Annotated in this window: 20 protein-coding genes; all 20 read left to right on the forward strand. The window is 60.9% G+C overall.

The features are described from left to right. Positions 1–41: 41 nt before the first annotated feature. Positions 42–395, forward strand: a complete 354-nt coding sequence (uraH, locus tag RYH70_RS18230; protein WP_022993608.1) for a hydroxyisourate hydrolase — start codon at positions 42–44, stop codon at positions 393–395. Positions 396–410: 15 nt separating this feature from the next. Further along, the gene (locus RYH70_RS18235) at positions 411–1,625 is read left to right on the forward strand and encodes a urate hydroxylase PuuD (protein WP_317009479.1); all 1,215 of its coding nucleotides are present in this window, start codon (positions 411–413) and stop codon (positions 1,623–1,625) included. A gap of 31 nt (positions 1,626–1,656) precedes the next feature. Then, positions 1,657–2,643: an allantoicase gene (alc, locus tag RYH70_RS18240; protein WP_080531610.1), complete on the forward strand. Its 987-nt coding sequence runs from the start codon at positions 1,657–1,659 to the stop codon at positions 2,641–2,643. Further along, a complete protein-coding gene (locus tag RYH70_RS18245; protein ID WP_317009480.1) occupies positions 2,640–3,140 on the forward strand; it encodes an ureidoglycolate lyase in 501 nt (166 codons plus the stop codon). Before alc ends, RYH70_RS18245 begins: the two co-directional genes overlap by 4 nt. A 49-nt stretch (positions 3,141–3,189) precedes the next feature. Further along, positions 3,190–3,939: a GntR family transcriptional regulator gene (locus RYH70_RS18250; protein ID WP_022993612.1), complete on the forward strand. Its 750-nt coding sequence runs from the start codon at positions 3,190–3,192 to the stop codon at positions 3,937–3,939. A gap of 154 nt (positions 3,940–4,093) precedes the next feature. Then, positions 4,094–5,458, forward strand: a complete 1,365-nt coding sequence (locus tag RYH70_RS18255) for an 8-oxoguanine deaminase (protein WP_080531612.1) — start codon at positions 4,094–4,096, stop codon at positions 5,456–5,458. Positions 5,459–5,499: 41 nt separating this feature from the next. Next, positions 5,500–6,453 (forward strand): LysR family transcriptional regulator, encoded by a 954-nt coding sequence (locus RYH70_RS18260; RefSeq protein WP_063139893.1) that lies wholly within the window; start codon positions 5,500–5,502, stop codon positions 6,451–6,453. Positions 6,454–6,567: 114 nt separating this feature from the next. Continuing rightward, complete coding sequence (locus RYH70_RS18265) at positions 6,568–7,545, forward strand: isopenicillin N synthase family dioxygenase (RefSeq protein WP_063139894.1); 978 nt, start codon at positions 6,568–6,570, stop codon at positions 7,543–7,545. A gap of 13 nt (positions 7,546–7,558) precedes the next feature. Continuing rightward, positions 7,559–8,338: an alpha/beta fold hydrolase gene (locus RYH70_RS18270; RefSeq protein WP_022993616.1), complete on the forward strand. Its 780-nt coding sequence runs from the start codon at positions 7,559–7,561 to the stop codon at positions 8,336–8,338. A gap of 52 nt (positions 8,339–8,390) precedes the next feature. After that, entirely contained in the window at positions 8,391–9,380 is a 990-nt protein-coding gene (locus RYH70_RS18275) for an ABC transporter substrate-binding protein (protein ID WP_022993617.1), read from the forward strand. 200 nt (positions 9,381–9,580) lie between these two features. Then, on the forward strand, positions 9,581–10,384 hold the full coding sequence (locus RYH70_RS18280) for an ABC transporter ATP-binding protein (protein WP_022993618.1): 804 nt from the start codon (positions 9,581–9,583) through the stop codon (positions 10,382–10,384). Then, positions 10,368–11,159, forward strand: a complete 792-nt coding sequence (locus RYH70_RS18285) for an ABC transporter permease (RefSeq protein WP_022993619.1) — start codon at positions 10,368–10,370, stop codon at positions 11,157–11,159. The genes RYH70_RS18280 and RYH70_RS18285 overlap by 17 nt, the downstream gene beginning before the upstream one ends. A gap of 52 nt (positions 11,160–11,211) precedes the next feature. After that, the gene (locus RYH70_RS18290) at positions 11,212–11,718 is read left to right on the forward strand and encodes a nucleoside deaminase (RefSeq protein WP_022993620.1); all 507 of its coding nucleotides are present in this window, start codon (positions 11,212–11,214) and stop codon (positions 11,716–11,718) included. 103 nt (positions 11,719–11,821) lie between these two features. Beyond that, positions 11,822–13,450 carry a CehA/McbA family metallohydrolase domain-containing protein gene (locus RYH70_RS18295; RefSeq protein WP_022993621.1) on the forward strand — a complete coding sequence of 543 codons (1,629 nt, stop codon included), beginning with the start codon at positions 11,822–11,824 and terminating at the stop codon, positions 13,448–13,450. Between the two features lie 208 nt (positions 13,451–13,658). Next, complete coding sequence (locus tag RYH70_RS18300; RefSeq protein ID WP_022993622.1) at positions 13,659–15,353, forward strand: SulP family inorganic anion transporter; 1,695 nt, start codon at positions 13,659–13,661, stop codon at positions 15,351–15,353. Between the two features lie 65 nt (positions 15,354–15,418). Continuing rightward, positions 15,419–15,751 (forward strand): hypothetical protein, encoded by a 333-nt coding sequence (locus RYH70_RS18305; protein ID WP_316308871.1) that lies wholly within the window; start codon positions 15,419–15,421, stop codon positions 15,749–15,751. 124 nt (positions 15,752–15,875) lie between these two features. Continuing rightward, positions 15,876–16,550 (forward strand): monofunctional biosynthetic peptidoglycan transglycosylase, encoded by a 675-nt coding sequence (gene mtgA, locus RYH70_RS18310; protein ID WP_022993624.1) that lies wholly within the window; start codon positions 15,876–15,878, stop codon positions 16,548–16,550. 100 nt (positions 16,551–16,650) lie between these two features. Further along, entirely contained in the window at positions 16,651–18,015 is a 1,365-nt protein-coding gene (locus RYH70_RS18315; RefSeq protein ID WP_055099519.1) for an META domain-containing protein, read from the forward strand. 20 nt (positions 18,016–18,035) lie between these two features. Continuing rightward, positions 18,036–18,737, forward strand: a complete 702-nt coding sequence (locus tag RYH70_RS18320) for a type 1 glutamine amidotransferase (protein WP_055099521.1) — start codon at positions 18,036–18,038, stop codon at positions 18,735–18,737. 31 nt (positions 18,738–18,768) lie between these two features. Further along, positions 18,769–19,983 (forward strand): hypothetical protein, encoded by a 1,215-nt coding sequence (locus RYH70_RS18325; RefSeq protein WP_145953622.1) that lies wholly within the window; start codon positions 18,769–18,771, stop codon positions 19,981–19,983. Positions 19,984–19,989: the final 6 nt, after the last annotated feature.

The following is a 19,989-nucleotide window of genomic DNA, read 5'->3' on the forward strand; positions in this document are numbered from 1 at the left end:
ACTTAATAATTGTCGACATTAAAACGAACACAGGAGCGAACATGGGCCGATTGACCACCCACGTTCTGGACACCAGTAGTGGCCGCCCCGCCGCCGATCTCTCTCTCCAGTTGTGGCGAATCGAGGGAAGCCAGGCCCGTCTGTTGACCGAATGCAAAACCAATGCCGATGGACGTTGCGACACGCCGTTGCTTGAAGGCGTCACGATGGCAAGCGGGGTATACCAACTAAACTTCGCGGTGGGGGACTACTTCCTTGCCCGGGGGATATCCTTGCCGACCCCCTCATTTCTGGATGACGTGGTGATCCGCTTCGGCATCAGCACCCCCGACCAGCATTACCACGTTCCACTGCTGGTCTCTCCCTACGGTTACAGCACCTACCGCGGCAGTTAACAGGGGGGAGAAACGATGGAAGCGCATTGGTACGAATGGGCCAACCTGCTGATCCGCTGGCTGCACATCACTGTCGGCATAGCCTGGATAGGGGCTTCTTTCTATTTCAATTGGCTGGAGAACCATCTGCAGCGAGAGGGCCAAAAGCCACCGGGCGTCGCTGGTACTCTCTGGGCCATCCACGGTGGCGGCTTTTACTACCTGCAGAAGTATCAGGTGGCGCCGGAACAACTGCCCGAACGTCTGCACTGGTTCAAATGGGAAGCCTATTACACCTGGATGAGCGGCTTCCTGCTGTTGTTCGTAGTGTATTACCTGAATGCCGGAACCAATCTGATCGATCCCTCGGTGGCGGAGTTATCCCCGCTTACCGCCAGCCTGATCGGCATTGGCGTGCTGATTCTCTCCTGGCTGGTGTACGACGGACTGTGCCGCTCACCATTGGGCCGGCGTCCTGCGCTGCTGGCGGCAGTGGGCTTTATCTTGCTGGTGGCTCTGGCCTGGGGACTGAGCCAGATTTTCAGCGGCCGTGGCGCCTATATTCATGTCGGCGCCGCCATTGGCACCTGCATGGTCGCCAACGTCTTTTTCGTGATCATTCCCGGCCAGCGCGCCATGGTGGACGCCATGACCGCCGGTCGCGAACCGGATGCCGCCAGGGGCCTGGCCGGAGCGCAACGCTCCCGGCACAACAATTATCTGACTCTGCCGGTGCTGTTCATCATGATCAGCAACCATTTCCCCGGTACCTACGGCAGCCACTGGAACTGGTTGATTCTGGCCACCCTGATGGCGGCCAGCATGGTGATCCGTCACTACTTCAACATCCGCCATCTGCCCCGGCCCGCCAAGATCGCATTACCGTTGGTCGGCGCGGCCGGGCTGGTCGTGTTGATCGTACTGACCAAACCATCCGGACCAGCACCGGTGGATGCGAACCTGCCACCGGTGCCCTTCTCCCAGGTGCAAAGCATCGTGCAGGAACGCTGTGCAGGCTGTCATGCGGCGCGCCCGGATTTCGCCGGCTTCGCCACACCGCCCAAGGGCGTGCGGCTGGATACACCGGCGCAAATCCGCGCCCACAAAACCCAGATCGGCCAGTTGGCCGTGACCACTTCGGTGATGCCGCCAGGCAACATCACCCGCATCACCGACGACGAACGCGCTTTGCTGGCCCGCTGGTTGCAACAAGGCGTGGAACACAATTCGGAAAACCGTCCGACGGAATAACCCGGCCATGACCGGAACCATGGAGCTCTCAATGACGGACACCATCATCGCCTACCCGAATCTCGCCGCCGCCCGGCTGGGCACCGAGATCGTATCGGTTACCGACCAGTTCTTCGCCAGCGCCGAACGCATGCTGGCGGAGACGCCCCCTCGATTCATCGCCGACAAGTTCGATGATCACGGCAAGTGGATGGATGGCTGGGAAACCCGCCGCCGCCGCGGCCCCGGACACGACAGTGCAATCGTGCGTCTGGGCGCCCCCGGTGACGTCCACCAACTGGAAATCGATACCGCTCACTTCACCGGCAACTACCCCATGGCCGCCTCCGTGGACGCCTGCGTCCTCGGCGATGGCGAGGATCCGGCTTCCGCTCGCTGGCAGCCCCTGCTGACCATGACCGCTCTGCAAGGCGACCATCTGCACCGCTTCACCTTGCCGACCCCAGGCCATGCCACCCACGTTCGTCTGAACCTCCATCCCGACGGCGGCGTCGCGCGCTTTCGTGTGCTGGGCCGCCCAAGAGTGGACTGGGCCGGCGTTGACGCGGACCAGGAAGTGGAACTGTCGGCGGCCCGGCTTGGCGGCCAGGTCCTGGCTCTGAGCGACGCCCACTACGGCTGGCCGCACTCCCTGCTCTATCCCGGCCGGGGCCTTAATATGGGGGACGGCTGGGAAACCCGGCGGCGCCGCGAACCGGGTTTCGACTGGTGCGTGATCGGTCTGGGCCACCGTGGCCGTGTCACCGGACTGGAAGTGGACACCGCCTTTTTCAAAGGCAACTTTCCGGCTCAGGTATCAGTGCAAGCGGCCAATCTGGAAGACCACGCGGACACCGCCCTGCTACGCGCTTCCAGTATGTTCTGGCCGACGCTGCTGACACCGCAACCACTGGGCCCGGATGCCATGCACCACTTCCAGGATCAGTTGGAGACCCTGGATGCGGTGACGCATGTTCGTCTTAATATGCACCCGGACGGCGGCATCAGCCGCTTTCGCGTGTTCGGCCAGATACAATGACCACTCAAGAGCTGACACTGGAGCCGTTGACGGCGGAGGCGTTCACCCCCTTCGGCGACCTCATCCACAGCCATGAGCGGGACTACTTCCTGATCAACGATGGCCAATGCCGGCGTTACCATCGGCTGGCCAAAGTGGAAACCGGCACCGACGGCGGCGCCATTCTCAGTCTGTTCCGGCCGCGACCGATCTCACTACCGCACACTCTGGTGCTGATGGAACGCCACCCCCTCGGCAGCCAGGCATTCGTGCCGCTGGCCGGTCAGCCTTACATCGTGGTGGTCGCCCCTCCCGGACCACCGCCGGCGGTGGCGGACCTGCACGCTTTTTTGATCACCAATGGCACCGGCGTCAATTATCACGCGGGCACTTGGCATCATCCCCTGCTGGCCCTTTCGCCTGGCGGCGACTTCCTGGTAGTGGACCGGGAAGGGCCGGGCCACAATTGCGAGGAACATCTTCTGGAGGGTATCCGCCTTCCGGTTGCACCCGTATAAAGGTCTGTATACATTCCGCTAGTCCAAAAAAGAAGGAACAACGGTACCCATGGCTGTCGATCCCCGTACGGACAAACAGGCCGCCGCGTCGCTAGGCGCCATGCACACCAATGGTGGCCGGGGCTCGCGCAAAGCCACCGACCAGACCATCTACGATTCCATCTATCAGGCGGTGCTCACCCAGCGGCTGCCTCCCGGCTCGAAACTGCCGGAAGTGGCGTTAAGCGAACTGTTCGGAGTGAGCCGGTCCATCGTGCGCAAGGCACTGACCCGGCTGGCATCCGATCACGTCACCGAGCAAAGCCCCAATCAAATGGCGGTGGTGGCCAGACCCGGCATCGAGGAAACCCGGCAGATTTTCGCCGCCCGCCGCCTGGTGGAAGGGGAGGTCACCCGCCTGGTGGCCGGCACCCTGGGCAAATCCGAGGCACAAGCCCTGCGCAAACTGATCAAGGAAGAAAAGAGCGCCCACGAGCGCGGCCAGGACCAACACCGCGTGCACTGCTCCATGGCAATTCACCAGTATCTGGCTCGCCAGTGCCCCAATCAGGTGCTCGGCAAGATGATGCTGGAACTGGTATTGCGCACCTCCATTGTCATCGCGCTATACAAAGCCCCGGGCATCACCGCCTGCTTTCTTGGTAATGATCACGGTCGCCTGGCCGACCTGATTATCAAGGGCGAGGCGGACCAGGCCGCGCAACTGGCGCGGGAACACCTGGACACCCTTGAAGGCCTGTTGGATCTGGATGAGCCCTCCGGCGACATCGATCTGGCAAGCATCTTGCGTTACACCTGAGGTAAAACGGACCGCTGGTCCTGGCGACGGCCCTCTCGGCCGGGTTTGAGTGTGCGCCACCGGTGGCGGTATACAGGTCAGTGTACGTTCTTCCGCGCGGTCCTCGGGTCGCGCTGATTCGCGTTTTTGCTTTTTAGAAAAGGGAGCCCGGGTGATGAGCCGCACTTTGCTACTGAAAAACGCCACTGTAGTGGCGACCATGGACGATCACGGCACCGAGATCCGTGACGGCGCCGTTCTGATCGAAGGCAACCGCATTCGCGCGGTGGGCCCGAGCCACACCCTGTCCCGGGAGGCGGACGAAACCATCGACCTCAGTGGCCATGTGCTGATACCGGGTCTGGTCAACACCCATCACCATATGTTCCAGAGCCTGACTCGGGCCTTACCGGCGGCGCAAGACGCCGAGCTGTTCGACTGGCTCGACGCCCTGTTTCCAGTCTGGGCCAATATCACCCCGGAAATGATGACGGTATCGGCGCAAACCGCCATGGCGGAGTTAATGCTTTCCGGGTGCACCACCGCCGCCGACCACGCTTACTTCTATGTCAACGGCGGCCGCCTGGAGGACAACATCGAGGCGGCTTCGATCATGGGCCTGCGCTATCACGGTGTCCGTGGCGCCATCACGCTGGGCAAAAGTCAGGGCGGGCTGCCGCCGGATCTGGTGGTGGAGAAGAATGAGGACGCGGTGCTCAAGGAAATGCAGCGAGTGGTGGAAACGCACCACGATGCCAGCGCCGATGCCATGTTGCAGGTGGCGCTGGGGCCATCGTCGCCGTTCACGGTATCGCCGGATTTGATGCGTCAGAGCGCTATCCTGGCACGTGATCTTGGCGTGCGGCTGCACACTCATACCGCCGAGAACGGCAAGGATCTGGCCTTCAGCCAGCAGCGCTACGGCATGACACCGGCGCAATTCGCCGAGGAAATGGACTGGGTCGGTGACGACGTCTGGCACGCTCACTGTGTGCACCTGGACGAGCACGGTATTCAGTTATTCGGCCGCACCGGCACCGGCGTCGCCCACTGCCCCTGTTCCAATATGCGCCTGGCATCGGGCCATGCCCCGATCCGCCGCATGCTGGACAACGGTGTCCGTGTCGGCCTGGGCGTGGACGGCTCCGCTTCCAACGACGGCAATGATCTGCTGGGAGAGGCCCGCCAGGCCATGCTGGTGGCGCGGGTCCGAGACGAAGACCCCACCGCCCTGTCGGCCCGCGAAGCACTGCGACTGGCTACCCGCGGCGGCGCCGAAGTACTGGGGCGCGGTGATCATCTGGGGCGTATTCAGGCTGGCTACTGCGCTGATCTGGTGGCCTGGAAACTGGACGACATCGCCTTCGCCGGCGGCTTGTCCGATCCGCTGGCGGCCCTGTTGTTCTGTGCGCCCCGACGAGTTTCGCTGAGTATCGTCAATGGCAAGACGGTGGTGCGCGACGGACAACTCACCACTGTGGAACTGCCACGTCTGGTGGAACGGCACAATCAATTGTCGCGGATATTGATCGACGGCTAGATTGATCGACGGTGATTGATCCACGGTTAGAGAGGCTCCCGATGAGCACACGGTTGCGCGTTCATTCTCCGGCGGTGGTGTACTTCGACGCGGTACGCCGCGCCGGCTCCATACGGGAAGCGGCACGGCGCTTGTTCGTGGCGTCCTCCGCGGTCAACCGGCAGATCCTGAAACTCGAGGACGAAGTTGGCACGCCACTGTTCGAACGCCTGCCTGGTGGACTCAGGCTGACCACCGCCGGTGAGATCTTCGCCCGCCATGCCCTGGTGGTATTGCAGGACGCGGAACGGGCACGCTCGGAGCTGGACGCGCTCAAAGGGCTGCGCACCGGTCACGTGGAAATCGCCACCGTGGAAGGGGTCACCTCGGACTTCATGCCCACCATCATTGAACGCGCCCGGGAGCACTTCCCGAAGGTGACCCTGGGCGTGGTCACCCTCGGTTCCCGCGACATTCCCGAAGCCGTAACCAGCGGCGCCGCCGACCTGGGCATGGCCTTCGCCCTGCAACGCAGCACCGGCCTGCGACAGATCATGGTAGGCCGGTTCCGACTCGGAGCCCTGGTGCCGGCTGAGCATCCTCTGGCAAAACGCCACGAAGTCAGCTTCGCCACCTGTGCTGAGTACCCTCTGATCCTGGCCAAGACCGATCTATCGGTATACCACCTGCTCAAGCCGGCCATCGAGCGCGCCGGCGTCGGCGACAAGGGCGTGGTGCAGTCCAACTCGGTGGAACTGGGCAAGGAGCTGGCGCGACGCGGTGTCGGTGTCACCTTCCAGACCCGTATCGGGCTGGAAGCGGAATTGGCCGCCGGCACGCTTCGGCATATTCCTCTCAATGACAATGGCCCGGTTTTCAGTGACCTCGGTATCTATGCCCGTACCGGCCGTTCCCTGCCAGTAGCGGCCGATGCAGTGGCAAGATTGCTGGCCGATGAGCTGGCGGAGCGGGAACTCCGTGAGGCCAACGACATCGGTGAACCCTTGACCGATTGATCCCCGACGCCGCTGCCGGATCGGCATCGGCATGGTCGATATTCTCTTCTTTGGCACCGCCGGGACGCCGCGCAAACTGGCAGGCAAGGATCGTCCGCCAACGAGAGAAGTTCCATGACGAGCACCCTGCAAGCGCAAAAGGTTAATCAGCAGTCACTGCCGATCATCGATATCGGGGCCTTGATCGACGGTGACCAGAAACAACGCCGAACGGTGGCCGAACAACTCAGCGCCGCCTGCCTCGACAAGGGCTTCTTCTACATTCGCAACCACGGTATCGAAGCGCGCTTGCAGGCGCGGGTGTTCGCTGCCGCCAAGGCGTTCTTCGAACAGCCACTGGCGACCAAAAAACAGGTCGACAAAGCGCTTTCGCCCGCCAACCGGGGTTATGAACCGCTGCGCGGCCAGACTCTGGAAGCGGACGCGCCACCGGATCTGAAGGAAGGCTACTATATTGGCCGCGACTTGCCGGACGACCATCCGGCGGTACGCGCCGGCAAGTTCAATCACGGCGCCAACCAATGGCCACGGCAAGCCGGCTTCCGTGAGACCATGGAAACCTACTTCGAAGCCATGAACGAACTCAGCGCGCGGATCATGCAAGGGTTGGCGCTATCACTCTCCTTGCCGGAAGACTACTTCGCTGATTTTTGCCATGAGCCGATGGCGGTCCTGCGTCTGTTGCACTATCCGCCGCAACCGGGCAATCCCGAGCCCGGCGAAAAAGGCTGTGGCGCCCATACCGATTTTGGTGGCATCACCTTGCTGCTACAGGACGACAATCCCGGTCTGCAGGTTTGGGATCAGGCCAGCCAGGGCTGGATTCATGCCGATCCCGTTCCCGGCACCTATGTGGTGAACCTGGGTGACATGATCGCCCGCTGGACCAATGACCGCTATCGCTCGACCCTGCATCGCGTGGTCAACCTGTCCGGCCGTGAGCGTTTCTCCGTGCCGTTCTTCCATTCCGGAAATCCGGACCATCAGGTGCGGTGCCTGCCCAGCTGTCTTGCCCCAGGCGCTTCCCCGAAGTATCCGCCGGTTACCGTCGAACAGCACATGATCGACATGTATCAACGCACCTATAAGTAGCTCAAGTAACTCGATGAACGATGTCATTCTGATTCACGGCGCCTGGGCCGGCGCCTGGGTCTGGGACGCCCTGGTACCCCTGTTGCGTCAGCGGGGATTCCATCCCCACGCGCTGAATCTGCCCGGCAATGGCCACGGTACCGGCACCGCGGAGCAGGTCGATTTCGCGGACTGCGTCGCCTGTGTGGAAACAGCCCTCGATCAGCTCGACGGCCCCGCCTTCCTGGTGGCGCACTCGGGCGGCGGCGTGATCGCCACCCAGGTGGCGGAAAACCGCCCGGACCATATCGCGGGCATCGCCTACGTGGCAGGAATGATGCTGCCCACGGGCACCGGCTTCGCCGACCTGACCCGGCATCTGGTCCAGAGAAATCCCGCCGCCGCCGGCATCGGCCCGCATCTGATCTGGGACCAAAGGCGCCGTTACAGCAAGGTGCCGCCTGCCGCAGGCCGCGACATTTTTTTTCACGACGTCGACGATGCTCCCGCCTGGGCCGCCGCGCGACAGCTCACACCGCAACCAGAAGGTCCTCGCGCTGGTGTCGCGCATTGGACACCTGAGCGCTTCGGTGCATTACCACGCTTGTATGTGGAAGCGCTGCGTGACCGCTCGGTGATCCTGGAGGCACAGCGCTGGATGCAACAACAGGTGCCCGGCGCAGACGTCGCCACACTCGATACAGGGCATGCCCCGCAACTGGCTTCTCCCCAAAAGCTTGGAGAGATACTGGCTGGTTTCTTTCATCGCGTTAACACACGGGACAAGGCATGCCCTTTGCATGGACCACTATAGATAGACGAGGGTGTATCGCCGCACGCGACCCCGGACCCAAAAGGAGTTTTCCATGATCTACCGTTTCAGACGTTACCTTTTGACCGCCGTCTTGGTGAGCATGACGGCGGGCGTTCAGGCGGCGGATAAAATCCGCTGGCTCAACGACTGGTTGCCCGCCGGCGACAAGGCCATCATTTACCTCGCCGTGGAAAAAGGCTTGTTCGCCGCCGAGGATATTGAAGTGGAAATCATGTCAGGGCGTGGTTCCAGCGATGTGGTCACCAAACTGGCCACTGGCGCCGCCGACATGGGAACCGGCGGCCTGTCCGCGCTACTGCAAGCGAAGGCAGGGGCCACCGTGCCAGTAACTGCCGTGCTTTCCGTTTATACCAAACAGCCGGATGCGGTTTTCGTCAGTGCCGATTCCGGCATCGAAACCCTGGACGATTTGAAAGGAAAGAATCTCGCTACCGCCACCTTCTCCGCCTCCAATGTCACCTGGCCCTTGGTCCTGGAAGCCAACGGCATGTCGCCGGACGATGTGCGTGTCACCAAAGTGGATCCCGGAGCCATGGGCCCGATGATGAGTACCGGCCGGGTGGACGGCACCATCAACTGGATCACCAAGCTGCCGGCCTTCAACGCCTTAATGAAGCAAGCCGGCAAGGAGATTCGGGTTTTACCCTGGTCCGATTATGGCTTTGATGGCTATGGCCTCTCGGTGTTTGCATCCGACCGTCTGATCAAGGAAAAGCCGGAGCTGGTCAGAAAGGTACTCACCATTTATCGCCAGGCGCAAAAAATGGCTATTGAAGATCCCCAACAAGCGGGAGCAGCGCTGAAGGCGAAGGTGGCGGAAGTGGACGCGGCGGTGGCCGCCGAGGAGTTTTCCGCCTCCATTCCTTTGATGAAAAACGAAATCAGCGAGCGCGATGGCGCTGGCACTTTCAATCCCTCTCTCCTTGCGACCACCTGGAAGTGGGTCGCCAAAGCCCAGGGGTTACCGGAGGATACGCTGAATCCGGAAGACGCCGTCAGTGGTGACTTCATCAGCAAGTAGGCAAGCACAACATCAAGAAAACGTTTTCATTGCACGCGGGTCCGGGCTTTCCGGCCCGCGTTTTTTTCGCAGCTTAGGATGATGCCGGTCTGGCAACGGCCCGTGCGGAAATCTCTGCTTTTGGCGCGCATGTTGCAACGCTCACACTATGACGGCCACTCCGGATGGCTTTATGGACTCAAACCCGATTCGAGGTTTTCATGGCGCCCCACGACGATAACGACGGCCCGCGACCAAGCATTCGCTTCAACAATGTGGGCCAGGTGTTCACTTCCTCCGATGGCGGCGTCATCAACGCGCTGGACGGCGTCAGCTTCGACATTCACAAGCACGAGTTCATTGCCGTTATCGGTCCTTCCGGCTGCGGCAAATCCACGCTGCTTCGGGTGATCGCTGGCCTGGTACGGCCCACCTCCGGGCGGGCGGAAATCTATGGACTGCCGGTGACCGAGCCCCGCGAGGAAATCGGCATCGTATTCCAACAGCCCACGCTGCTGCCCTGGCTCAATGTGGAGGACAACATCACCTTTCCGATGAAGCACAAGTACGGCCGCGTCACCCTTGAGGAAAAACAGCGGGCGCAGGAACTGTTGGGCACCGTGGGGCTGCGGGACTTCGCCCATAAACGCCCCTCCGAATTATCCGGCGGCATGCAACAGCGGGTGGGCATCGCCCGTGCCCTGCTGCACGACCCGGATATTCTGCTGATGGACGAACCGTTTTCCGCCCTCGACGCCCTGACCCGTGACGAGATGAGCTTCGAACTGCTACGCATTTGGACCGAGCGCCCCAAAACAGTGCTATTCATCACCCACTCCATTCCCGAAGCCCTGCTGCTGGCGGACCGCATCCTGGTAATGTCCGCCCGCCCCGGACGCATTCGCGAGATCATCGACGTGGGCCTGCCACGCCCGCGCACCCTGAAAACCTTGTCGGAGCCCCGCTTCCATGAAATCGCCAACCATATCCGCGGCCAGGTCTTCAGCCATGCGGTCCTCGCCTGAATCCGCCGGGCGCGCGCTTCTGCGACTGCTGGACCGGGGAGCACCGGTCCTTGCCGCCCTGCTTTTGCTGCTGATCTGGGAGCTTGGCTGCCGTCTGCTGGACGTGCCGGTGTATCTGCTTCCCCCTCCCAGCGCCATCGTTGAAGGCGCACTGGCGGTGAGCCCCAGCAGTTGGGGTGGCCATATCTGGGCAACGCTCCGGGTCAGCCTGCTGGGCTATGCGCTGGCGGTGATGATCGGCATTCCGTTGGCGGTGGCTTTGGCCAACAGCCGGCTGCTGTCCCGAACACTCTACCCAATGCTGGTGGTGGTGCAGTCCACCCCCATCGTCGCCGTGGCGCCGATTATCGTGGTGGTGCTGGGCGCCGGAGACGCGCCGCGCATCGTCATTACATTCCTGATCACCTTTTTCCCCATCGTCGTTTCCACCGTCACTGGACTGATGTCGACACCACCTGAACTGCTGGAGCTCTCCCGTTCCCTCGGGGCCAGCCGCTGGCGCGAGATTCGCAACATTCAACTGCCTTTCGCGGTGCCCCATATTTTCTCCGCGCTGCGCATTTCCATCACGCTGGCCATTATCGGCGCGGTGGTGGCGGAATTTGTCGCCGCCGAGAATGGGTTGGGATTTTTCATCGCCTTCTCCACCTCGTTTTTCAAAGTGCCCCAGGCGTTTGCCGCACTGGCCATTCTGGTCACCATCAGCCTGATCCTGTTCCGGCTGGTGGCGATGATCCAGAAATGGTGGTTCCCCTGGAGCCTGCCGAAATCCTGAGCGCGCTTTATCACTCTGCCGTCGCAGCTATTAAGAGATGAATGGGATAACCATGAACACCAATGAAATATCACGGGGACTGGATCACGAGCACTATATACGGCAAAGCTTCCTGGTCGCCGAACGGGCACTGAACGATGGCTGCCATCCATTCGGTGCGCTACTTGTGGATGCCGATGGCGAAATTCTGCTGGAACAGGAGAACGCCTTCCTGCCTCATCATGATATGACCGGACATGCGGAACGGGTGATCCTCACGCGTGCTTCTCAATCTTATTCACCGGATTTTCTTGCCCGGTGCACGCTCTATACCTCCGCCGAGCCCTGCGCCATGTGCGCCGGGGCGGCCTACTGGGCGGGCATCGGACGCGTGGTCTACGGTCTTTCCGAGAAACGACTCAAAGCGATTACCGGCAACCACCCCGAGAATCCGACCCTGGACCTGCCCTGCCGGACGGTTTTCGCCGCCGGACAGCGCTCCGTTCAGGTGATCGGACCACTACTGGAAGAGGAAGCCGCCGCTCTTCACCTGCGCTTTTGGAAAGAAAAGAAAGACTGACCAGTATGTATCTCCGCGTCATTATATCGTCACCTGATTGATCCACAGTGCTCTTCTTTTTCACGGCGCCAGACCTGGTGCCCTGATCTGGAGAGTACTTTTAATGTCATTTCTTTTTTCCCGCGACTCTCGCGTTTCTTTATTGTCGGCCATCACACTCGCCACTTTCCTGAGCGCCTGCGGCGGCTCCGGGGACAGTTCCTCACCCTCTCCGGAACCCACCCCGGAGCCAACTCCAGAACCGCAACCCAGCGGGACCTGGAGCGCCGGCGATCTGCATGTGCATACCTATCAATCCGACGATGCCCAGGTGTCCCTGGAAAGCGTGCTGGACGATGCTTTCACCCGCTACGACCTGGACTGGCTCACCATTTCCAATCATCTGCGCACGTCCTATCGGGATCATGACGGCGCCGAGCTGGGAGAATCCATACCCTTTTATCAGGCGCTCATCGACTACGAAGTGCCTTATCTGAAGCAGGCCCTGGACCAGGACCGCTATCCCGGCGCCTTGATGTACTCCTCTTTCGAGTGGGACATGCCGACCCATGATCACGTCAATGTCGGCATCGGCATGGACGACCCGATGTCCGAGGCCAATCTGCAAGCGGTGGCGGAGTTCGAGTATCTGTTCACCACCCGCGATGCCAGCCTTTTCGATCCCGCTTTGGTGGAAAGCCTGGGCGATCAGCCGCGCGCCAACACTACCCACGAGGACGCCCTCACCGCGTTACGCTGGCTGCGTGACAATCATCCCGACAGCTATATGCTGTTGAATCACCCTTCCCGCTACATGGGCAAATACACCATCGCCCAGATCCGTCAGATGCACGACCTGGCCCCCGATCAGTTCTTCGCCATCGAAGGCATGGTCGGTAATCAGATGGAGCCGGATCGGGGCGGCTACGCCGAGGCCTATACCGAGGAAAACCTCGGTTCGCGCACCTATGGCGGTGTCGACTACCTGGTAGCGAAACTGGGAGGCACCTGGGACGCGCTGCTGGGTGAAGGCCGGCGGATCTGGAACGTGGCCAACTCCGACTACCATTTCACCACGGCGCAGGGCCGATACAGCAGCGGCTATGCCCCTGGCGAGTACGCCAAAACCTATGTCTGGAAGGATGGCGAGGATGCTTCCGCCCTGCTGGACGGTCTGCGCGGCGGCCGTCTGTTCGGCGTTTTCGGTGATCTGATCGACGCACTGGAGTTTCAGGCCGAGAGCACCGAAGGCAGCACGCCGATGGGCGGCACTCTGACGGCGGCCCTGGGCGAACAGGTGACGGTGACCATCCGCTTCCGTAGCCCGCAAACCAATCACTACGAGTATCCGCTGGAAAGCGGCCAGTCCGCCTATATGAAACCGACGGTGGATCATGTGGACCTGATCGTCGGCGATGTCCAGGCGCCCGCGCAACCCGATTCCGCCGATTACCAGTCCGCCAGCAACCCGAGCACCCGGGTTCTGGCCCGCTTCACCGCCAACGACTGGACCGTGGACGAGGACGGTTACAATGTCATCACCCACACTCTCACCGTCACCGGCGATCAGTACCTGCGTCTGCGCGGCACCAATCTGGCGGTCAATGTGCCTGGTCAAATGGAAGACGGCGAGCCGCTGCCGGACGCCAAAGTAGAGGTAGCCAATGACGCCGCCCGCTTTGATGCCATCAACGCCCGCAATTACAACGATCTGTGGTTCTACTCCAACCCTGTTTTCATCACCGTGGAGTGATCCATCCTGGCGAAAGCGGCCGGTGGCCGCTTTCAGCCTTTGCCGTAATCATCCCTGTTAATAACCAGCCATCAAAAAATAGGCTGGAGAACCAATTTCAATACCCGCCCCTCCTCATTTATAATTGCCTCACATTACCTCAAATAAGCTTGCACCGGCGCTCCGGTCTTACCGTGAGCCGCGCCGCGATGTCGCTCATGGAGTTTCAATGAAGCCCTGGATCCGCCGCCTGCTGCCGTTCACGCAGTGGCCCCGTCCCAGCGCACAATCACTGCGCAAGGACGCCTTCGCCGGCATTACCGTGGGACTGGTACTGATTCCTCAAGCCATCGCCTACGCCACTCTGGCGGGCATGCCCCCGGTCACCGGGCTCTATGCCGCGCTGTTGCCCAGTATCGTGGGGATTCTGTGGGGCTCCTCGGCGCTGCTAGCGGTGGGCCCGGTGGCCCTCACCAGCTTGCTGACCTACGCCGCGCTGCACCCTCTGGCCGAACCGGAAAGCGGCCAATGGGTGGTGCTGGCCATTTGGCTGGCGTTGTATGCCGGTCTGATCCAGTTCCTGCTTGGCGCCTTTCGCCTTGGAGTGATCGCTAACTTCATCTCCAACGCCGTGATAACGGGATTCATCAACGCGGCTGCACTGATCATTTTACTGTCTCAAGTGCCGGCCCTGCTCGGCCTGGAGAGCCAGGATTTCAGCACTGCCCTGGCCGGCCTCCAGCGTCATCTGGCCGATGCCGACGCCGCCTGGCTATGGACCCTGGCTTTCGGCCTGGGGTCGATCGCACTGCTGTGGCTGCAAAAACGCTTCGCGCCACGCCTGCCCGGTGTTCTGGTGGTGTGTGTGGTGGGCATCGCCATCAGTGCCCTGTTCGGCTATCAGGCACTGGGAGGGAACGTGGTGGGACTGATTCCCGCCGGTCTGCCCACCCCCCAATGGCCACCCTCCCTCACCCTTGAACAACACCGCGCCTTGCTGCCGGCGGCGGTGATCATCGCCCTGATCAGCTTTACCGAAGCCATGGCCAGTGCCCGCACCCTGCCCAATCCGGACGGCCGCCTTTGGAATCAGAATCAGGAACTGGTGGGCCAGGGCCTGGCCAAGATCACCAGTGGTCTGAGCGGCGCTTTCCCGGTGAGCGGTTCCTTCTCCCGCAGCGCCCTGAATCTCTACGTGGGGGCCACCAGCGGCTGGTCGGCTCTGTTCGCCGCCCTGTGTACACTGGTTTGCCTGCTGTTTTTCACCGGTTACCTGCAACATCTGCCCCGCGCGGTATTGGCGGCGATCATCATTGTGCCGGTACTCAATCTGATCCAGCCGAAGGCCTTTCTGCATCTGTTCCGCACCTCGCGGGACGATGGCGTGGTAGCCGTGGCCACCTTCATCGCCACTCTGATCGCGGTGCCGTACCTGCATTGGGGTGTCCTCACCGGCTTTCTGCTGGCGATGGTGTTCTTTCTTTACCGGCGCGCCCACCCGCGCCTGATTGAGCTGGGGCTGGATCCCGCCGGTACCTTGCGCGATCGTACCCTCAACGGCCTGCCTCCGATCGCGCCGGGGGTATTGTCGCTGCGCCTGGACGCCTCTTTGACCTACATCACCGCGCCGCTAATGGACCGTTTCATCCGCGAACGTCTGCAAAAAGAAACCGATCTCCGGGTTATCCTGATCTGCGCTTCAGCGGTCAACGACATGGACGCCACCGGTGCCGACACCCTGTCCCAGTTGCATCAGGACCTGCAGCGGCGCGGCATCCGGCTGGCCCTGTCCGGGGTGAAAAAGCAGGTGCGCGACCGTCTGGCCCACATCGGCTTGCTGCAACGGCTTGGTGACGACAATCTGTTCGTCAACAATCGCGAGGCGATCGTGGCTCTGACAGCAAAGACGCCCGAGCAAGACTGACCCGGCCGGGAACCCCTCCGGCCCGCTGGCGTCCAATCTTCCGTGAAGCCACAGGGAGAAGCCTCATGCGCCTGCTTATCGCCCTCCTGGCGGCCGGCCTGCTGACCGCCGGCCCGGTTCACGCGGACGGCTACGACTACATCCGCGGCGATGACGTCTACGAGGAAGACTACAATTACGGCCTCGACTACGAAGGCCTGAGCAGCACTCCGCGTACCCGCCTGCAGAACGATGATTCCGGCTCTCTCGAGGAGAACCCCATGGAAAAACACAAGCTGGAAATCAACGATATGACCGGCACCAAGAGCCAGGACCAGCCTCGAAACACCGCCAAGCCATTTTCCTCACCGAAGCGGCATGAGCCGCCCAAGCTCGACCTGCCGGTGCCGGGACGCTGACCAGGAGCAGGCTCCGGTCACGTTCCCGACGTTTTCAACCTGACAAACCCGCCGCTTTTGGACAACATAGACCGGGATCATGAGAAGGGACGCCGCCGGCATCGCCGGACGGAACGGGTACGCCATGAAACGCTTTTTTCTTTCGCTGCTGGGTCTGGCCGTCATCGTGGTGCTGGGAACACAACTGTGGTTCCTCGGCCAGGTACTGTATTTACGTGCCTACAACCCGCAAAATACCGCCTTCATGGAACGGTCCCGCCAACACGGCACGGTGCAGTATCTGTGGCGTGATTACGATCAGATCGCCACGGACCTGAAACGGGCGGTGCTGGTCTCCGAGGATGCCCGTTTCGTTGAGCATATCGGCTTTGACTGGCGCGGAATCCGCCACGCCATCGAGCGCAACCGCAAGGCGGGGCGCCCGGTGGCCGGGGGGTCCACCATCACCCAGCAGTTGGCCAAGAACCTGTTCCTGAACAGTGACCGCAGCTACTGGCGCAAAGGCCAGGAGGCGCTGATCGCGCTGATGCTGGAAGCGACCATGTCCAAACAGCGGATCCTGGAGCTGTATTTGAATACCGCCCAATGGGGCAACCGGATTTTCGGTGCCGAAGCCGCCGCCCGGCATTACTTCGGCATCAGCGCCGCGTCCTTGGGGCCGGCGCAGGCGGCGCAACTGGCGGCGATGCTGCCGCGCCCCAGCTACTACGACGTGCGTGGTGTCACCGATTACGTTCACCAGCGCACCCAGTGGATACAAAACCAGCTCCCGCTGGTGGCCTTGCCAGACCGGAGCTGAACAAAACGGGGCGGTTGGTATCTCACCATCACGCACCCACGGGTTCGAACCCGGCGTTCGATTCGACTAGAGATTCAAGACAGAATTTGGAGAGCTTCCTATGAAAGCAATCGGGCTCGTGCTGCCCCTGGTAGCGCTATTGGCTGCCTGTGACGACAGCCCCTCCCCCGATGCCCCCGCTGCGCCGCAACCGCAGCCCGAGCAAGCCAGCCCAGCCCCCGAGCCGGCCGCCGTGAAACGGGACAGCATCAGCGGCGCCTGGCGCCCCGACGGTGACAAGGCAACACGCATCCTGGTACTGGCCGAGGACGGCGAATTGTTTCTGGTTGGCGACAGCAAGCACCAGGGGTTGAGCTGGGAACGCCGCGACGATCAACTGATCCTGCGCTACCTGAATGGGCAGGATAACGTCAACGAAGCCACCCTGAGCGTGGCCCTGGAGCAGGACACACTGACCCTGGAAGGCCAGGAGGGAGAGCAGGACGAAAACCTCCCTTACACCGGTGTGTATCAACGGGATAGCGAAGCGGTGGAAGAGATCGCCGGCGAAATCACCTTCGCCAGCGATACCAAACTGCCCCCGCAAGCGGTGCTGGCCGTGACCTTGATGGACGCCAACCGGACCCCCTTGCTGCAGCGCCTGGTTCACTTGCGGGACAGTCCGCAGCCGTTCCATCTGTACCTGGCCAAGGGGCGCCTCAAGGCCGGCACCGACTATGCGGTCAATGCCCGGGTCATTGTCGACGGCGGCGTCGTCATGAACACCGGGGACGCGCCTTTGCAGCGGGATGGTGAGGGAAACCTCGACACCTTGGCCCTGACCGCCCACGACAGCGGCCCGGCGCCGGTCAGTCTGGTCGGCCGCTACCTCTATCACGACGGGCAGGCCATCTTCACGCCGTGTAACAGCGACCGGCGATTGACGGTGGCCGGCGCCATGGCCGACGCCCTGACCAAGGCTTATCAGCAGGCGGGCCTGGAACCCATGGCTCCCCTGTTCATGGAACTGGACGGGACCCTGGAAAAACGGCGCGGCCAGGAGGCCGGCACGCAGGTGGATGCCCTGGTGGTTCGCGACTATCGCAACGTGGGAGAACCCGAGCAGTGCGAGCAACCCTCCGCCCAGCTCACCAACACCTACTGGAAGCTGATTGACGTGAACGGCCAGTCCGCCCCGCCCCCTGGTGAAGGCCAGAACCAGGTCCATTTGATCCTCGCCAGTGACAAGACCGTCAAAGGCGACACCGGTTGTAACCGGCTCACCGGCGGCTTCACCCTGGACGGCGACAACCTCAGCTTCGGAGAGCTGGCCACCACCCGGCGCGCCTGCGCCGGAGACAATGTCTCCGGCGCCTTCCTCGCCAGTCTGGAGCAAACCCGGGGCTTTCGGATCGATGGTGAGCGGCTTAGTCTCTACGACCAGGAACACCATCTGCTGGCGGTGTTCACCGCGGAGTACCTGTAACCGGAACTGAGAGGCTGGTCATGCGCATCCATTACCTGACCCATGTGCCCTTCGAGAAGCTGGGAGCCATAGAACCCTGGCTGGCCTCCAATGGCGCGCGCATCACCGCCACCCGCCTTTATCACGGTGAAGAGCTGCCCGATCCGGATGACCTGGACGCGCTGATCGTCATGGGCGGGCCCATGAGCGCGGACGATGAGCACCGCTACCCCTGGCTGGCGGACGAGAAGCGTTTTATCCGCGCCTGCATCGATCGCGGCCACAAGGTGCTTGGTATCTGCCTGGGAGCCCAACTGATCGCCCGCGCGCTCGGGGCCAGGGTGCATAAGAATCCGGACAAGGAGATCGGCTTTTTTCCGGTACAGAGCACCGAGTTGGGCCGCCAGCACCCGCTGGGCAGCCTGTTCAACGATGCACCCGCGGTATTTCACTGGCACGGTGATACGTTCGAAATCCCCGACGGCGCCCTGCATCTGGCACGCAGTTGGGGATGCGAGCATCAGGCCTTCAGCTACGGTGAAAACGTCCTGGCCCTGCAATTTCACCTGGAAATGGGCGAGGACAACGCCCGCACCCTATGCCAGGAATGCGCGACCGACCTGAGCCCCGGCCCCTGGACCCAGAGCGCCACGGAAATCCTCAGCATGCCCCAGGTATTCACCGCCAATCAGCGGTTGCTGTCGGTGTTGCTGGGGCGTTTTTTCGATATCGGCTCGGATTAATTGGGTTTTCTATATTCATGGATAGTTAGGTTTGAATAAGACAGCACTTTCAACCTCCGGCGGCCCTGCCACCCACCGCGCAATAAAATCAATCAGTCGTGACTTGAAATGGTTAAATGAGCGGACCTGGCCATTGGCCAGTATGGTTCTTGTCCTGGCCGTACTGGGGCTTTATGGCTATATCGTCCACGAAAAAGTCCCACTAAGCTTATTCTCACCCGGAATCATTACTGGGTTACCGGCCTTATTTGTATTTCAGTTGCTGGCGATTACCCTCATCGTTGCAATGATTCTTTCTCCTGCACTCTTTCTGTATTCAGAGCTACCAAAAGTCAGAGTTCCTTCCAGAAAGAAAAGGCTTCTACTAGCGACCAAGCGGAGTCGATTTCAGAGTATAACGGGAAGAGCGAAACTACTCTTTCAGAAACATCCTTTTGCTCTAATCTGGTCGATGGCCTCACTATTGTCATGCGTCATATGGTTGGCAACCGTATACAAACTTCTCGCTCTAGAACCAAATTCGGAAGATGGAACCCGAATCACTACGTCAGGTCTGCTCCTCGTCTTCGCTACTTTTTTCCTAACCACCCTGGTAGCCATTATATTACGAACCAGGAAAAGCATAACTCATGCTTTTTTTATAAGTCTCTTCAGCAGCCTATTTCAAATCCTGACTTTTTTTATCTTTACCCTTCCCGCATTAGCGATTTCGGAAAGCAGTATCCAACAAGGACCCAATGATCAAAGAATCTCTCTAATTAGTACTTTTTTCATTGCCTTGATACTCACTCAAATCCTTGGCGCCATTTTCATAGGTACGTTGTCAAAAAATAAGCAGCCGATCGCCACTAGCACTTTCGCTGCGCTGGCATTGATGACTTTATCCCACACCATTCTTCAACCGGTGGGGTCGGCATTAACCGCCAATGCTCTACAAATCTCCGCCTCCGGCGCCAGGGCCTGTGCAATTTTTGGTTTGAACACTCAGCTTTCTGTTCTAGATGATATACGCGCCACCCCCATCACGAGCATTCCATTGAAAATTCTGACGGAAGCGGACAGCCAATATGTGGTACGCCCACACGGCACAAGCTCAAAAAAGACCTACTTCGTCCCCACCGAGGCGGTTGCCTGGATTGATGATTGCTCGCCACCAAATCCAGGCGAAAAAGATGATGGAAGCGAGGGAGAGCCCGGAGAGAAGAAGGACAAAACCGATCACCAGCCACAAGAACAGGACCGGTGATCGGAA

It is taken from the genome of Alloalcanivorax xenomutans (genome assembly GCF_032810065.1).
Lineage (GTDB): Bacteria > Pseudomonadota > Gammaproteobacteria > Pseudomonadales > Alcanivoracaceae > Alloalcanivorax > Alloalcanivorax xenomutans.

Excerpts from the sequence above, each read along its gene's own strand:
- RYH70_RS18270 (WP_022993616.1), top strand. The coding sequence starts at position 7,559 with ATGAACGATGTCATTCTGATTCACGGCGCCTGGGCCGGCGCCTGGGTC.
- RYH70_RS18320 (WP_055099521.1), top strand. The coding sequence starts at position 18,036 with ATGCGCATCCATTACCTGACCCATGTGCCCTTCGAGAAGCTGGGAGCC.
- RYH70_RS18275 (WP_022993617.1), top strand. The coding sequence starts at position 8,391 with ATGATCTACCGTTTCAGACGTTACCTTTTGACCGCCGTCTTGGTGAGC.
- mtgA (WP_022993624.1), top strand. The coding sequence starts at position 15,876 with ATGAAACGCTTTTTTCTTTCGCTGCTGGGTCTGGCCGTCATCGTGGTG.
- RYH70_RS18245 (WP_317009480.1), top strand. The coding sequence starts at position 2,640 with ATGACCACTCAAGAGCTGACACTGGAGCCGTTGACGGCGGAGGCGTTC.
- RYH70_RS18300 (WP_022993622.1), top strand. The coding sequence starts at position 13,659 with ATGAAGCCCTGGATCCGCCGCCTGCTGCCGTTCACGCAGTGGCCCCGT.
- RYH70_RS18250 (WP_022993612.1), top strand. The coding sequence starts at position 3,190 with ATGGCTGTCGATCCCCGTACGGACAAACAGGCCGCCGCGTCGCTAGGC.
- RYH70_RS18305 (WP_316308871.1), top strand. The coding sequence starts at position 15,419 with ATGCGCCTGCTTATCGCCCTCCTGGCGGCCGGCCTGCTGACCGCCGGC.
- RYH70_RS18295 (WP_022993621.1), top strand. The coding sequence starts at position 11,822 with ATGTCATTTCTTTTTTCCCGCGACTCTCGCGTTTCTTTATTGTCGGCC.
- alc (WP_080531610.1), top strand. The coding sequence starts at position 1,657 with ATGACGGACACCATCATCGCCTACCCGAATCTCGCCGCCGCCCGGCTG.
- RYH70_RS18315 (WP_055099519.1), top strand. The coding sequence starts at position 16,651 with ATGAAAGCAATCGGGCTCGTGCTGCCCCTGGTAGCGCTATTGGCTGCC.
- RYH70_RS18265 (WP_063139894.1), top strand. The coding sequence starts at position 6,568 with ATGACGAGCACCCTGCAAGCGCAAAAGGTTAATCAGCAGTCACTGCCG.
- RYH70_RS18260 (WP_063139893.1), top strand. The coding sequence starts at position 5,500 with ATGAGCACACGGTTGCGCGTTCATTCTCCGGCGGTGGTGTACTTCGAC.
- RYH70_RS18290 (WP_022993620.1), top strand. The coding sequence starts at position 11,212 with ATGAACACCAATGAAATATCACGGGGACTGGATCACGAGCACTATATA.
- RYH70_RS18255 (WP_080531612.1), top strand. The coding sequence starts at position 4,094 with ATGAGCCGCACTTTGCTACTGAAAAACGCCACTGTAGTGGCGACCATG.
- RYH70_RS18235 (WP_317009479.1), top strand. The coding sequence starts at position 411 with ATGGAAGCGCATTGGTACGAATGGGCCAACCTGCTGATCCGCTGGCTG.
- RYH70_RS18280 (WP_022993618.1), top strand. The coding sequence starts at position 9,581 with ATGGCGCCCCACGACGATAACGACGGCCCGCGACCAAGCATTCGCTTC.
- RYH70_RS18285 (WP_022993619.1), top strand. The coding sequence starts at position 10,368 with ATGCGGTCCTCGCCTGAATCCGCCGGGCGCGCGCTTCTGCGACTGCTG.
- uraH (WP_022993608.1), top strand. The coding sequence starts at position 42 with ATGGGCCGATTGACCACCCACGTTCTGGACACCAGTAGTGGCCGCCCC.